We start from the raw sequence: 13637 nt of genomic DNA, 5'->3' as shown, positions 1-13637 counted from the left end.
AAACTAAGCACATTTCTTATCAAACAATCCCAATTGCACGACTTCACACGCTTCTGGATTTTTGATTTCTGCTTTTGACACTTCAATTTTAGATTCGATGCTGTTTAACAAAGCTATCAAACTTCTGCCCATCGCAAAACCCAAATTAACAGGCACAGCATTTCCAATCTGTTTATATTGGCTAGAAATAGGTCCAGAAAACGCCCAATCGTCAGGAAAGGTTTGAATACGCGCATATTCACGCACAGTTAAAGGACGATGTTCTTCAGGATGACACCGCTCAGTTTGTTTTTGGGCGGGCGAGCAGGTCAACGTTAAACTGGGCGTATTCCATGCGAGTCTGCGCGCCATGCCCGTTTTGCCACCGCCCAGAAAATAACTGCCCTGCATATATTCACGTTGCAATTCATCAGGCAAATCTCGCCAATAACCGCCCTGTGGAACAAATTTAAAAATTTCTGCTTTTCGTGCAGGATATTGCTGTCCCACTGAGTCAGGCACATCTTGCGGATACAACGCGCCCGCTTTAAGCGCGTCTCTGAGTACAAAAATACGCTGACACAGGGCGGGCCAAGTAAATTTGGCATATTTCAACACATCATTGCGAATACCGACCAACATTAAACGTTCCCGTTTTTGCGGCACTTGATAGAAAATCGCCTTTAGCACTTTAGGTTCAATTAAGCTGTAGCCTAAATCAGCAATCACTGCGCGAATCGTGGCAAGGGTTTTACCCTGATCATGTTCCAATAGTCCGCGCACATTTTCCCCAAGAAAAACTTTCGGCTGGGTTTCTTTAATCGCACGAGCAAATTCAAAAAACAACGTGCCGCGTGTGTCTTCAAATCCCAATTGTTTACCTGCATAAGAAAAGGCTTGGCATGGAAAACCGCCTGAAATGAAATCAATGCCTTTAAATATTTTAAAATCAATTTGTTGAATATCACCTTCTAAAATATTCCAATGCGGTCGATTTGTTCTTAACGTGTTACAAGCGTGTTTATCCCATTCATTGAGTGCAACCGCTTGAAAACCTGCTTTTTCTAAACCAACGGCCAGCCCACCCGCACCCGCAAACAGCTCGATAGAGGAAAACGGGCGAACAGGTTTAATTAATATTTCCTGATTCCACGTAGATTCCAGCATCTGCCGCACCACATCAAAGCTTTGCAAGGATTCTAGCGCGTAGCGTTTATGCCCTGTGGTGTCGAGAATTGCCGTAATTTTGCCTGATTTTTCCCATTGACTTACTGTCGTTTTAGAAACTGACAGAATATCAGCGAGTAAATCGGCATCAATGGCATGTTCAAAGCTGGAAATCATGGAAACCTTCATACTGATGGAACGAGAGTAGATAAAGACTTTTTAGTAGATTAGAATCAAGTGCTTTCAGTTCTGCAATGATTGTATTAGATTTTTCAGCCGTTTTAATGTTAGAAACGACATTTTCAATCACTTTAGGTAAAACAACACATAATTTTTTAAAAGCCAATACGTCACCAGTAACCATTTCATAAAATTTATCGATAGAAACTCTACGAATTCTATCATTTACAAGTTGGCTTTTATCAATACTAATAACCCATGGTATATCCTGACTTTGAGTTGCGATGACTTCAACTAATAAGCACAGTGCATCACGGTCTTGTAAAATAAGATTTTGCATCTTTGCATAAGTTTTGGCTGCTGATGAGGAGTTCATCGTATTATGTTTATTTTTCATTTCTACATAAATGTGTCGAGTTGTATTAATTACATCATATCCCTCTTCGGGAACTTCCCAGCCATTCCCCAAGTATTTAAAAATATTTTGGTGAAAGTATCCAATATGATTCGTATTACTTTTATCCAGTTGTCGAGAGATTTCGTGTTCCAGCACCGCTTCAATACTTTGTCCGTAAACTTTTAAATCAAAGGTGAGTTTAATCGGATCAATTAAATTGCTATTAAATTCGGCTAAGCTTATGTTAAAACGGTATTTCAAGACAGTTTCTTTTACATGTTCGAATAAATTCTTATCGCTAATGAAACCTAAATTATAACTAGACATTATTATGTAACCATTTGTGAATAGGATGATTTTAGCGGCATTAAATCACGTATTATACTGATAATTAACATTATAATATATAAGACTTCAATCAGCGCGAAAAATGCAGATTCCTGAAGCAGGGCAGATTGAAGCGGATTTGCAACGTTTCGAGATGGATTGTCAGTCGATACCAAAAAAACAACGTTTAATAGATAAATGGTTTAAATTTATTGGACTATCTGAAAAGTAGTTATTCTTTAGGTACATCCTTAAAAAACCCACTGGCTTTTTAAGAGCTAGTGGGTTCATTCTGTTCTATTAACGCGGGTTTCTGTGAGTATTCTAATTTTTGCAAAAATACTTATCCTACCCGTTCTAACACCGCGATATAAAAGCCATCAAAGCCTGTGAGGTGTGGCAAAAGTGTTTTTTCTGATAATAACGTAAACTTACCTGCTTGACTCTCTAAAAAGGCTTGAATTTGTAGTTGGTTTTCTGATGGCAACACACTACAGGTTGAATAGACTATTTGCCCACCTTGTCGACATAAATAGCTGTAGTTTTGTAAAATTTGTTGTTGATGTTCACGTACTTGTGCCATAACTTCAGGGTTTAATTTCCATTTGGTGTCAGGGTTGCGACGTAATACCCCCAAGCCTGAGCAAGGAACATCTAGTAATAAACGGTCAGCACTGTCATACAAGCGTTTAATGACTTTACGGTTGTCAATTAAACGGCTTTCAATAATATCCGCGCCTGCGCGTTTTGCACGGATTTGGAGATTTTTAAGTTTCCATGCTTCTACGTCTAATGCAATGATTTTACCCTTATTTTGCATTAATGCGGCTAAATGTAAGGTTTTTCCGCCCCCACCTGCACAGGCATCAATGACGCGCATCCCCGTTGTAACGGTCAACGCAGGAGCGACGGCTTGCGATGATGCATCTTGTAATTCAAATAATCCATTTTGAAATTCTTGGGTTTTAAATAAATTTTGCCGTTTACTCAGCACTAAGCCATCCGCTTCTATAGGGCTGGTTTCAATTGCTTGTTTTTGCAGTAATTCAGCTAAATCTGCACGGCTGATTTTTAGGGTATTTACCCGAATAACTACATCGGCTTGTTGGTTTAAGGCGGGTAGAATATCGGTCCATTGTTCGGGTAACTCTTGTATTCCTTGAATATCTAGCCATTCGGGTATGGATTCACGTAATGCCCGAATCGTGCGTGCATGTGCCATGCGTTCATTAATTTGGTTGGCGTTAAGACTTGATAATTCAGCCCATGGCGGGATTAATCCGTGATGATGTAACGCCCACACGCCAAATAATCGCCATAATTCTTCATCTGTTGGTTGTTTTGGGGCTTCGGTTTGTTGTAAAAGAAACCATAATAACCGCCACCAGCGCACCATGTTGTATGTGCTTTCAGCAACAAAGCCTCGGTCTCTTGCACCCCAACGCGGATTAGATTTTAGAATTCTTTCAATGACTTTGTCCGCATATTGTTGTTCGACAAAAATAGCCCGTAAAGCATGGACAACGGCGGCGACGAGATTATGATGAAATTTCACAGCTTTCCTGTTTGTAAAAATAAGTTAAATAATTAAGGACTGCCAATTGTTAAAGGAAAAGAACGGGCAGTCCTTGAATGGTAATGATTTAAGACATTTTGAGGTATTTATTCCCCAAAAGGTCTAACACTTAACAGCGGTTATTTATAAATGCGCGATGGTTTTTTCTGTAAAGAGGTAGTCCCGTAATTCTTTATCAAATTTAGGGTCTTGGCGACGTATCCATTCTAAAACCATAGCCGCGTGTTCTTTTTCTTCATCCCGATTGTGGGCAAGAATCGCTTTTAATTCAGGATTTTTACAGGCATCTACGCGCTGATTATACCAATCAACGGCCTCTAACTCTTCCATTAATGAGGTGATTGCGCGGTGCATATCGCGTGTTGCGTCACTTAATTCTGTAATGGGTTCATGATAGCCTTCGTTTGACATGCTTATTTTCCTTGTAGGTGATTAAAGAAGCGTTTCTGTCGTGAGTTGAATTTCTACTTTATCAATCGTTTGAAAACCACGGGGTAATTTAAAGCCGCGTCGTGTGCGCTCACCAAGATAAAAGGCGATATCTCGTGGTTTTAGCGTCAAATGGCGTTTGCCAGCATACAATAAAATTGTCGATTCGGTCGGTAATAAGCCGAGATAGCACACTTTTTCGGTACTATTGGCTGGGATATTGAGTAGTTTAACACCTTTACCTTTGGCTAAATGCGGTAATTCGCTTAAGGTGACTATCATCAAATAGCCTTCGGTCGTAATGACTAAATATTGTTCTAAGCCTGATTTTAAAGCCAATGGCGGTAAAATATGGGTGTCGGCATTTAAACTAATAACAGCTTTACCCGCTTTGTTTTTGCTGTATAACTCGCTGAGTTTGGCGATAAATCCATAACCCGCATCTGTCGCTAATAAGTAGTCGGTATCGGGTTCATCTATCAGGACATGGATAAAACTTGCGCCATCAGGTGGGGTAAAACGCCCTGTTAAGGGTTCGCCTAAGCTACGTGCGGAGGGTAGGGTATGTGTTGCTAGTGAATAGCTGCGTCCTGTGGTGTCTAAAAAGACGGCTTGTTGATTACTTTTTCCTTGTACAGCAACTAACGGGGCATCTCCTGCTCGATAGTTTAAGCTATTTGGGTCTATTTCATGTCCTTTTGCAGCTCGAATCCAGCCATTAACCGATAAAATCACGGTGATTGGGTCAGCAGGCATAATGGTGGTTTCGCTTAATTCTTGTGCTTGTGTCCGTTCTACGAGTGGCGAGCGACGTAAATCGCCATAGGTTTTCGCATCGGCTTTTAATTCTTTTATCATCAACTTGTTTAGGTGTTGTTCGGTGCTTAACGTTTCCGTTAGTGCGGCGCGTTCTTTATCTAATTCGGTTTGTTCTGCACGGATTTTGACTTCTTCTAGGCGCGCTAGTTGGCGCAATTTGATTTCTAAAATGGCATCTGCTTGGCTGTCGCTTAAGCCAAATCGTTGGATAAAAATGGTTTTTGGTCGGTCTTCGGTGCGAATAATTTGGATAATTTCGTCAATATTTAGGTAGGCGATTAATAAACCAGTAAGTAAATGGAGGCGTTTTTCAATGTGGTCTAGGCGGTGTTGTAAACGGCGGCGTATTGTTGCACGGCGGTAGTCTAGCCATTCTTGCAGCAGTGTTTTTAAGTTTTTAACGTGTGGGCGACCATCTAAGCCAATGATATTCATATTAACGCGGTAGCTGCGTTCTAATTCTGTGGTGGCGAATAAATGTGCCATTAAGCCTTCAATATCCACGCGATTAGAGCGTAACGCGATGACAATGCGCACGGGGTTTTCGTGGTCGGATTCGTCCCGAATATCTTCAATCATCGGCAATTTTTTTGCGTTCATCTGCTCGGCAATTTCGGCGACAATTTTGGCGGGCGAGGTTTGGTAGGGTAACGCCGTTAGAATAATATCGCTTTCTTCTTTGAGATAGCAGGCACGTAGGCGAATCGAACCACCGCCAGTAGCATAAATTTTTTGTAAGTCTGCGGGTGGCGTAATAATTTCTGCATCGGTGGGGTAATCAGGGGCGCGGATGTGTAGGCATAAATCGGTAATGGTTGCGTCGGGGTTTTTTAGTAGGTGAATACAGGCTTCTACGACTTCGCCAACATTGTGCGGGGGAATATCGGTTGCCATTCCAACGGCAATACCTGTGCTACCGTTGAGTAGTACGTGTGGTAAACGGGCGGGAAATAGGCTGGGTTCGTTTAATGTGCCGTCAAAATTTGCATTCCATTCTACGGTACCATCACCCAATTCACTTAGTAAAATGTCGGCGAAACGGGTTAAGCGGGCTTCGGTGTAGCGCATGGCAGCAAATGATTTTGGGTCATCAGCCGACCCCCAATTTCCTTGTCCATCAATCAGTGGATAGCGATAGGAGAAGGGTTGCGCCATTAAGACCATCGCTTCATAACACGCACTGTCACCATGTGGATGATATTTACCCAGTACATCGCCAACAGTGCGCGCTGATTTTTTATATTTATTTTGCGCTTCTAAACCCAATTCGGACATGGCGTAAATAATGCGTCGTTGCACGGGTTTTAAGCCATCAGCAATATGCGGTAATGCACGGTCAAGAATGACGTACATGGCATAGTCTAAATAGGCTTTTTCGGTAAATTGGTGTAGTGGCTGACGTTCAATATCGTCTAATGAATTCGTTTGCATGATTAACTTAGGGGGACTCAGACTAGAAACGACGGATAGCGGAAATAACTTTACCGCGAGAGTAATGCAAGGTTACGAATCATGCAAGGATTTCATGTGAAAAGGACATTTGCGCCGTAAAATTAGGTTATTTTTATTTATATTTCAATAAATCAAGTAATTGGGTACGATAGTGATATTTTTAAGATTGTCAAAATCCATTATGGCGTTTTTGGGTATAACAAACTCACATCTAATATGCCTTGACAGCCTCCTCTAAGGGCTTTCTCGGCTAATACGTCTAGGCTTGCATTGGGTAGAGTGAATGCGTGGCTCATGACTTTAACCAGCATGGGAAAATTTAATCCTGCAACCACTTTAACGTGATAGTGATTTAATAGACTTACCGCGATATTACAAGGTGTTGCACCAAATAAATCTGTTAGCACTAATACGCCATCTCCTTCTTCTAAACTGGCGTAAATTTCTTCCGCATAGTAACAAAACGCGAGCGGGTCGCTGTCGTGGTGTATGGGTAATGATTTAATATTTAAAGGTAATTTATTGCCAAGCATTTGTTGTAAACTGGCAACTAGGCTAATACCAATATCATCATGGGTAATCAAAAAAACGCCAACGCTCATACGTATATCGTCAGGTAGCTGGTGAATGATAAAGCCCGTTGGGTCTATGGGCTACGTGTTAAGAATTTGGGTTATAAAAGGGGGTTGTCAAGTAGGGCGGACAATGCCCACCCTATGATTATTTAATAGCTATATTCTGATAGATAACGCTACTTTACCAAACGATAAGTATTATTATTGGCAGAAGACGGACTTGCCATTAATACATCATCATTCGTAAATAATTGGTTTAATGCCATACTCCCGCCTTTAATCGTTACTTTAAAAGTGACTTGTCCTTGTTGGGTGTTTTGTACTTGAATGTTTCGCAGTGCATCCAATCCCTGTAAGTAGTTATTAACTTTCATATAATCTTGTAAATTATCTACAGCGGTGATTTGTATTTCTATGGTTTCATCAACGGCTGAAGGCATGGGCGTTGCGACAGCATTATTGGTTGTAGCGGCGGATGTTGTTGGTGCAGTTTTTTTCGGGTTTAAATATTCAATGGCTTCATTCAGGGTTGTTTGCAATAAAGCGGTTAAGTCTGTGTTCTGATTATTCCATTGGCTAACCAGTGCATTTTTTGCGTAAACAACCCATTGTCCTTGCCATACATTATTTTGCTTGGCTATCCAACCAACTAACATAGTCTCTGCACCGTAACGATTAGCAACGCTGAGTGCAGCCGATTGTTGCGCACTTTTTACGGCTGATAAGGGTAAAGCACTGCGGTCTTCTATATCTAACACAGGGAATAATAAGGGGGTAGCACGCTGAGAGGCCTGTTTTTTTAGCATTCCCGTCTCAGTTGCAAATTCATCTTCGTTTAATATTTGGCTTATTTCTGTTTGTTCAACAACAATCCATGTCAATAACGGCGGACGATTTTTCTTTGCTTGTGGCACGGGTATGGATGCACTGCGTAATAAACGTTTAACGCCTTGCGGTTCAAACCCAGCAATTAACATTAACTTACTGTCTGCTTGTTCTTTATATTCATATTGTGCAATAAGTTTTGTTGCTTTGGGTAACAATGTTTTAAATTTCTCTGGGGCGGTTGCATCTCCCGTAATATCAACCAGAAGTTGTGCAAAAGCCCTTGTAAATCCATCATCTAATAGACTTTCATCTCGACTCGCAATGGGAACTGTTGCTTCGTACAACGGTTGCTCTGCCTGTACAACGCTTATTCCAAAAAATAACCATACGATACAAAAAAATAATTGCCGATACATCACTTTTTCACCCCAAATGAAAACCCTAAAAATACTTAACGGTCCTATGAATGGACGCTGTTATAATACATTGAAATGCTATTGAGGTGAGTAAAACTCACTGTTCATCTATCGTATAACATTGAGGTTGTTATGTTACGCATTTTGAATAAAATCCGTAAAACAGGCATCATAACGGAAGATTTCCCCCCTGTTGTGCGCGATGATGAAACAGAAATCATCGGCAAACAAGTGCAGGCAGAAATTGCCCATTTATTTGCGGGTAGTTTAGCCATTCGTCAAGTTGATGCGGGGTCTTGTAATGGATGTGAATTAGAAATTCACGCCCTGAGTAACCCTTATTACAGCATTGAACGCTTTGGTATTCATTTTGTTGCTTCTCCTCGCCATGCGGACGCGCTACTGGTTACGGGGGTTGTTTCACGCAATATGCAAGCCGCTTTACTCCGTACCTATGAGGCCACCCCCGCGCCCAAGTTAGTTATTGCTGTGGGGGCTTGTGCGGTCGATGGTGGTGAATTTGGTATTTCTTACGCCAGTTGTGGCGCGGTAAATCACGTTATTCCTGTCGATGTGATGATTGCAGGCTGTCCACCCACGCCAACAGCGTTACTCACAGGGATTTTACAAGCAATACGGCAAAAAAAATAAAAACCATCCCAAGGGTTTAAGCAGGGTTATTTTTCGGTTAATTGCTTAAATGTTCTCTTTATTTCTTCATATCATTACATCGCCATGAGCCAATCACATCTCATTCATACACGCCGTTTTTTACCCTATTTTTGTACACAGTTTTTAGGGGCGTTCAATGATAATGTCTATAAAAATTCTTTGGTTATTTTGATTATTTTTCAAGGTAGCTCGTTATTTGGAATGGACAGTAATCAATTAGTAACATTTAGCGCAGGGTTTTTTATTCTGCCTTTTTTTCTTTTTTCTGCAACAGCAGGACAAATTGCAGATAAATATGATAAATCTATTTTAATGCGCTGGACAAAGGTATTGGAAATCTTTGTGATGGGATTAGCCATTTTTGGTTTTTTCCTAAATAATATTCTTATTCTTATCATGCTATTATTTCTTATGGGTGCGCAATCTGCTTTATTTGGACCGGTCAAATATGGCGTTGTACCACAACTATTGCATGAAGATGAGCTAGTCGGCGGTAATGGCTTGATTAGTATGGGAACATTTTTAGCCATATTGTTAGGAACTATTTTAGGCGGCGTACTTATCGCGAGTGAAAACGGCACAATGTGGGTTTCTGCCATTGTGGTAGTCATTGCCGTATTAGGATGGATAGCCAGTTTATACGTGCCACCTGTTCCCCCCGCTGACCCTAATATTACGGTTAATTGGAATGTCTTCTCTCAAACCTTGCACAGCATGGGGTTTGCTTTAGAAAATCGCAGTGTCTTCTTATCCGTATTGGCTATTTCATGGTTTTGGTTTGTTGGCGCGACCTATTTGGCACAATTTCCCGCTTACACAAAATATATTTTGGGGGGAAATGAAGGGGTTGTAACCCTATTGCTAACTATGTTTTCTGTTGGTATTGGCATAGGCTCTCTCTCGTGCGAAAAGCTATCTCGTGGAAAATTAGAAACAGGTTTAGTGCCTTTAGGCGCGTTAGGCATCACTTTGTTTTCTATAGATGTTTATTTTGCAAGTAATTATTTTTATGCGTTACAACATCCAGCGGGTACGATGACGGTTTCTGCATTCTTATCGGAAGGGTTTGCTAGTTGGCGCGTGTTGGCGGATTTGGTGTTAATCGGATTGTTTGGTGGATTTTACATCGTCCCCTTAAATGTCATTGTTCAAACCCGTAGCGACCCCGCCCACCGCTCTCGTATTATCGCAGCGAATAATATTATCAATGCGTTATTTATGGTACTTTCATCGGTTTACGCCATGTTATTATTAAAATACGAGGTGAGTATTGGGACAATTTTTCTCAGTTTAGGTGCATTAAACTTTATCTATTCTTTGGGAATTTTCCTGTTTATGCCCGAATTTCTTACTCGTTTTGTGGGTATGTTTACGGCGCGTAATACCACACTATAACCCTTAAAGTTATGAAAAAAACGTCTGTGTTCACCCGTCCATTACACTTAAAACTAGGGGTTTCTAAACAGTTTTTTTTGGTTTTAAGTGTTATTTATGGTGGCGCAGGCGTGTTGCTCATTCCGCTGCAACTACCGCTGTTATTAAAAATAACGTTATGGGGTATGCTGCTCCTTCAAATAAGTTATGTAATTTATTATCATATACTTATTCAACATCACCCCGCGAATAACGCCACGTTACATCATGGCTATCTGATTTATACAAATAACCAATTTGTGCAGATTTTACCCAGTAGCTATCATCATGCTTATTTAATCGTCTTACGGTTACAAACGACGAAATGGCAGATAGATAATTTAATCATTTTTCCCGATGCAATAAATCCAAATACATTTCGGCGTTTACTTGTTTATTTAAGGCATTATCAACATACTTTGTTAAAAACGGCAGTTGCAAACCAAAGTAGTACCAATACCAGCGTTTGAAGCAGTAATATCTATCTGCGGGTCATCAATTAATAAATGCAGTTATCGCGCCTCTATCATCTGCTCATACCACAGTAGAAAAGTGATTAACATCCATAGCTTTAACCCATGCCGTCCTGTATGGATGTTTTCCATATCATAAGCCTGTAATTGCTGTACATAATCAGGGTTAAATAAGCCTAATCGTTTAATATTTTTCTTGCTTAATAAATGCTTACTATAACGTTGCATTTCACCCTGAAACCAAAAACGCACAGGTACCATCATGCCTGATTTAGGACGTAAAATAATGGGTTCTGGGACTAAATCACGCATTGCCTTTTTAAGCACACTTTTTTCTATAGAGCCTTCTAACTTTAACGCGGGCGGACATTGCAAACTCGCTTCAATAATTTGTTTAGAAAATAGTGGCGGTAATGCCAATAATTGGTTAGCAGAACTCATTTTATCTACTTTTACTAAAATTAAATTTGCACCTTTTAAACGAATATTCATACACATTAATTTATTTAAAAAATCAACGGGTTTTTCTGTTTTAAAGAACGGTGTCAGAATATCGATTAAATGTGCTTCAGTGTTTAAACCTTGTAACACATCAGGCGTGAATAGTTGATTTAAATCAGGAAAAGCTCTTTGAAAGGTTTGTAAATAATTCCGCTCTAACCATCCTAAGCTAGATTCATCTGGTAAAGTGCCATATAAACGAGCGAGTAACATTGGGATATTCTTAGGCCCCCCAAAACAGGGGTCGCCGCCTTCACCATTCAAAACAACATCGGTTACTTTTGCGGCTTCGCGGGCAAGCAAATAATTTGGCACGGTCACGGGGTCGCCAATAGGGTCATCTAATCGCCAAATAATTTCGCGGAAATCGGCTAAAAAATCACTAGGGCGTACATGTAGCCAATGATGTTCCGTTTGATAACGTTCAACCATTAAACGCACAAATTCATTTTCATTCGCGTATTCTGTCCCAAAATGAACAGAAAAAGTTGGAATTTTTTGCTCGGGTAACAAAGCACAAGCAGTGGCTAATACTGAACTAGAATCAATCCCGCCCGACAAAAATACCGCAGGCAACTGCCGACTCATCCGCAAACAGTCACGGGTAGCTTCAAATAAATGATGACGAACTAACTCGACATAATCTGTCGGTGGTGTTTCTGGTGTCCATTCCAGTGTTTCAACGGTAAATTGACGTTGTAAGCTAACTTCTCCTTGTTTAAACCGCAGTAATGTTCCTGCTTGTAACTCATAAATTCCTTCAAACATGGTGCGTTCCCCCGGAATAAAACTAAACGCAAAATATTCAGGCAACGCACTGTAACGCATCCGACGTGGTAGAGTAGCCTCTGCAAATAACGCTTTAATTTCGCTGGCAAATAATAAGCATCTTTGATGCACTGTCCAATAAAGGGTTTTTACACCGCCGTGGTCGCGTAATAAATAGCTGGTTTCTCCATCGCTATAGGCTAAAACAAATGCACCTGTCAGATTGTTTAAGGCTTTTTGGGTATCTGGATGAAGTAAATGAAAAAAATCAGGGGTTAATAATGAATCACGCGCGGCTTGACAAAATGTCGGGTTTTTATCAAAAAATACACCATCATAAGCAAATAATTGTCGTTGATATTTAGCAAGTTGTGTTGTTTTTCCCCAACTGGATAGCCCCTGTCCAACGGCTAACACATCACCATCATGTAATGGTGTGCTGACTTGTTCCCATCCTTGATGACAGCGATGATGCAACCGTTTTGCCATATTTGTTAATAAATTATCGTTGGGTTTGCCAACATAGCCAAATAAACAGCCCATAAAGATTTCCTGTGTGGATGTTTAAAGTAAGGGTATCGCCTTATTTTACGGTCAAATAATAAAAATTGTTTAAATTGGGACTTAATAAAGTTGAAAGCTTACTATATTAATATTTAAAGGAATAATGACCATTTTTTAGGATAAAATACAAATGCCGTTGTTAATTATCATTATTTGCCTGCTTTCGCTAAATGTTTACGGACGTAATGTTGCATTGACGGAGAAGGTTTTTACGATAGAAGAAAGCTTTCTTTATGATAATCAGGAGCGTACTTATAGGATACATTTGCCGCCCAATTATTATCAAAATCAAGAAAAATTCCCCCTTGTTCTGGCATTTCATGGGGGCGGAGGCAATGGGAAGAACTTTGAAAAACTCAGCGAACTCAGTGAAACAGCCGACGCACAACAATTTATTGTCGTTTATCCTGATGGCTTAAAATCGGCGGGTTTATTACGATTGCGTACTTGGAATGCAGGAAAATGTTGTGGCAAAAATGCAATTACTGATGTTGACGATGTTGGCTTTATTAATTTGCTAATCAACCAACTCGCACAAAAATATCGGATAAATACAAAGAAAGTATATGCAACAGGACATTCTAATGGGGCAATGCTTGCTTATCGTTTAGCGTGTGAATTGCCTAATAAAATTGCAGCAATTGCTACAAATGCGGGAACTATTCAAATAACCCCTTGTAATCCTAGTAGAGTTGTTCCAATTATTCATTTTCACTCTACATTGGATAACAATGTTCCTTATCAAGGGGGAGTGGGTTTGGTGAGTATCGCTAGACAATATAACCCTTCTGTAGATAATACATTGAATATATTTGCAACGTTGGCGCATTGTGAAAAGAATAAACAGATAGTTATCGGCACCGCATCTTATACATTTTATAAATGGAGTGGTTGCGAGAATAACGTAGAACTGCATTATTACTTAACAAACGATGGTGGACATGCGTGGGCGGGAGGTCATCGGGGATTAGGTATGGATAGTGATAGACCATCAACGGCAATTGTTGCTAATGAATTACTTTGGCGTTTTTTTAGGCATTATCAGTTACCTTAAACGTTTGTTTATAAAATGCGTTTATAAATTATAAATCGGTGCGTTAC

The 13637-nt window shown here is 40.2% G+C and carries 12 protein-coding genes; 4 read left to right on the top strand and 8 right to left on the bottom strand.

What is annotated here, in order from left to right:
- Positions 1 to 3: 3 nt before the first annotated feature.
- The 7 genes from AL038_RS17490 to AL038_RS17460 all read right to left on the bottom strand — a co-directional run bounded on the left by AL038_RS17490 (position 4) and on the right by AL038_RS17460 (position 8145).
- On the bottom strand, positions 4 to 1323 hold the full coding sequence (locus AL038_RS17490; protein WP_062155027.1) for a DNA cytosine methyltransferase: 1320 nt from the start codon (positions 1321 to 1323) through the stop codon (positions 4 to 6).
- On the bottom strand, positions 1307 to 2050 hold the full coding sequence (locus tag AL038_RS17485; RefSeq protein WP_062155025.1) for an Eco47II family restriction endonuclease: 744 nt from the start codon (positions 2048 to 2050) through the stop codon (positions 1307 to 1309). Before AL038_RS17485 ends, AL038_RS17490 begins: the two co-directional genes overlap by 17 nt.
- Positions 2051 to 2393: 343 nt before the next feature.
- Positions 2394 to 3605 carry an RsmB/NOP family class I SAM-dependent RNA methyltransferase gene (locus tag AL038_RS17480; RefSeq protein WP_062155023.1) on the bottom strand — a complete coding sequence of 404 codons (1212 nt, stop codon included), beginning with the start codon at positions 3603 to 3605 and terminating at the stop codon, positions 2394 to 2396.
- A gap of 144 nt (positions 3606 to 3749) precedes the next feature.
- Positions 3750 to 4037 carry an encapsulin-associated ferritin-like protein gene (locus AL038_RS17475; protein WP_062155021.1) on the bottom strand — a complete coding sequence of 96 codons (288 nt, stop codon included), beginning with the start codon at positions 4035 to 4037 and terminating at the stop codon, positions 3750 to 3752.
- A 21-nt stretch (positions 4038 to 4058) separates the two neighbouring features.
- Positions 4059 to 6305 carry a DNA topoisomerase IV subunit A gene (parC, locus tag AL038_RS17470; RefSeq protein ID WP_062155019.1) on the bottom strand — a complete coding sequence of 749 codons (2247 nt, stop codon included), beginning with the start codon at positions 6303 to 6305 and terminating at the stop codon, positions 4059 to 4061.
- Between the two features lie 200 nt (positions 6306 to 6505).
- Complete coding sequence (locus AL038_RS17465; protein ID WP_062155017.1) at positions 6506 to 6928, bottom strand: PTS sugar transporter subunit IIA; 423 nt, start codon at positions 6926 to 6928, stop codon at positions 6506 to 6508.
- 149 nt (positions 6929 to 7077) lie between these two features.
- Positions 7078 to 8145 carry a DUF2066 domain-containing protein gene (locus AL038_RS17460; protein ID WP_062155015.1) on the bottom strand — a complete coding sequence of 356 codons (1068 nt, stop codon included), beginning with the start codon at positions 8143 to 8145 and terminating at the stop codon, positions 7078 to 7080.
- A 132-nt stretch (positions 8146 to 8277) separates the two neighbouring features.
- On the opposite strand from AL038_RS17460, the gene AL038_RS17455 reads away from it, so the two are divergent.
- The 3 genes from AL038_RS17455 (at position 8278) to AL038_RS17445 (ending at position 10700) form a co-directional block, all read left to right on the top strand.
- Positions 8278 to 8796 (top strand): NADH-quinone oxidoreductase subunit B family protein, encoded by a 519-nt coding sequence (locus tag AL038_RS17455; RefSeq protein ID WP_062155013.1) that lies wholly within the window; start codon positions 8278 to 8280, stop codon positions 8794 to 8796.
- Positions 8797 to 8880: 84 nt separating this feature from the next.
- Entirely contained in the window at positions 8881 to 10212 is a 1332-nt protein-coding gene (locus tag AL038_RS17450; RefSeq protein ID WP_062155010.1) for an MFS transporter, read from the top strand.
- Between the two features lie 11 nt (positions 10213 to 10223).
- Positions 10224 to 10700 carry a protein YgfX gene (locus AL038_RS17445; RefSeq protein WP_062155008.1) on the top strand — a complete coding sequence of 159 codons (477 nt, stop codon included), beginning with the start codon at positions 10224 to 10226 and terminating at the stop codon, positions 10698 to 10700.
- A 42-nt stretch (positions 10701 to 10742) separates the two neighbouring features.
- Here AL038_RS17445 and AL038_RS17440 read toward each other — a convergent pair whose 3' ends face one another.
- Positions 10743 to 12515, bottom strand: coding sequence for an asparagine synthetase B family protein (locus tag AL038_RS17440; RefSeq protein WP_062155006.1), 1773 nt, complete (start codon positions 12513 to 12515; stop codon positions 10743 to 10745).
- A 151-nt stretch (positions 12516 to 12666) separates the two neighbouring features.
- Here AL038_RS17440 and AL038_RS17435 point away from each other — a divergent pair, with 151 nt between their 5' ends.
- Positions 12667 to 13590 (top strand): extracellular catalytic domain type 1 short-chain-length polyhydroxyalkanoate depolymerase, encoded by a 924-nt coding sequence (locus AL038_RS17435; RefSeq protein ID WP_062155004.1) that lies wholly within the window; start codon positions 12667 to 12669, stop codon positions 13588 to 13590.
- The last annotated feature ends 47 nt before the right edge of the window (positions 13591 to 13637 follow it).

The sequence above is a fragment of the Beggiatoa leptomitoformis genome, from assembly GCF_001305575.3.
Lineage (GTDB): Bacteria > Pseudomonadota > Gammaproteobacteria > Beggiatoales > Beggiatoaceae > Beggiatoa > Beggiatoa leptomitoformis.
Note: the sequence above shows the minus strand (reverse complement) of the source record. Positions and strands in the feature narration are given on the sequence as shown.

Excerpts from the sequence above, each read along its gene's own strand:
- AL038_RS17450 (WP_062155010.1), top strand. The coding sequence starts at position 8,881 with ATGAGCCAATCACATCTCATTCATACACGCCGTTTTTTACCCTATTTT.
- parC (WP_062155019.1), bottom strand. The coding sequence starts at position 6,305 with ATGCAAACGAATTCATTAGACGATATTGAACGTCAGCCACTACACCAA.
- AL038_RS17475 (WP_062155021.1), bottom strand. The coding sequence starts at position 4,037 with ATGTCAAACGAAGGCTATCATGAACCCATTACAGAATTAAGTGACGCA.
- AL038_RS17465 (WP_062155017.1), bottom strand. The coding sequence starts at position 6,928 with ATGAGCGTTGGCGTTTTTTTGATTACCCATGATGATATTGGTATTAGC.
- AL038_RS17485 (WP_062155025.1), bottom strand. The coding sequence starts at position 2,050 with ATGTCTAGTTATAATTTAGGTTTCATTAGCGATAAGAATTTATTCGAA.
- AL038_RS17435 (WP_062155004.1), top strand. The coding sequence starts at position 12,667 with ATGCCGTTGTTAATTATCATTATTTGCCTGCTTTCGCTAAATGTTTAC.
- AL038_RS17440 (WP_062155006.1), bottom strand. The coding sequence starts at position 12,515 with ATGGGCTGTTTATTTGGCTATGTTGGCAAACCCAACGATAATTTATTA.
- AL038_RS17455 (WP_062155013.1), top strand. The coding sequence starts at position 8,278 with ATGTTACGCATTTTGAATAAAATCCGTAAAACAGGCATCATAACGGAA.
- AL038_RS17445 (WP_062155008.1), top strand. The coding sequence starts at position 10,224 with ATGAAAAAAACGTCTGTGTTCACCCGTCCATTACACTTAAAACTAGGG.
- AL038_RS17490 (WP_062155027.1), bottom strand. The coding sequence starts at position 1,323 with ATGATTTCCAGCTTTGAACATGCCATTGATGCCGATTTACTCGCTGAT.
- AL038_RS17460 (WP_062155015.1), bottom strand. The coding sequence starts at position 8,145 with ATGTATCGGCAATTATTTTTTTGTATCGTATGGTTATTTTTTGGAATA.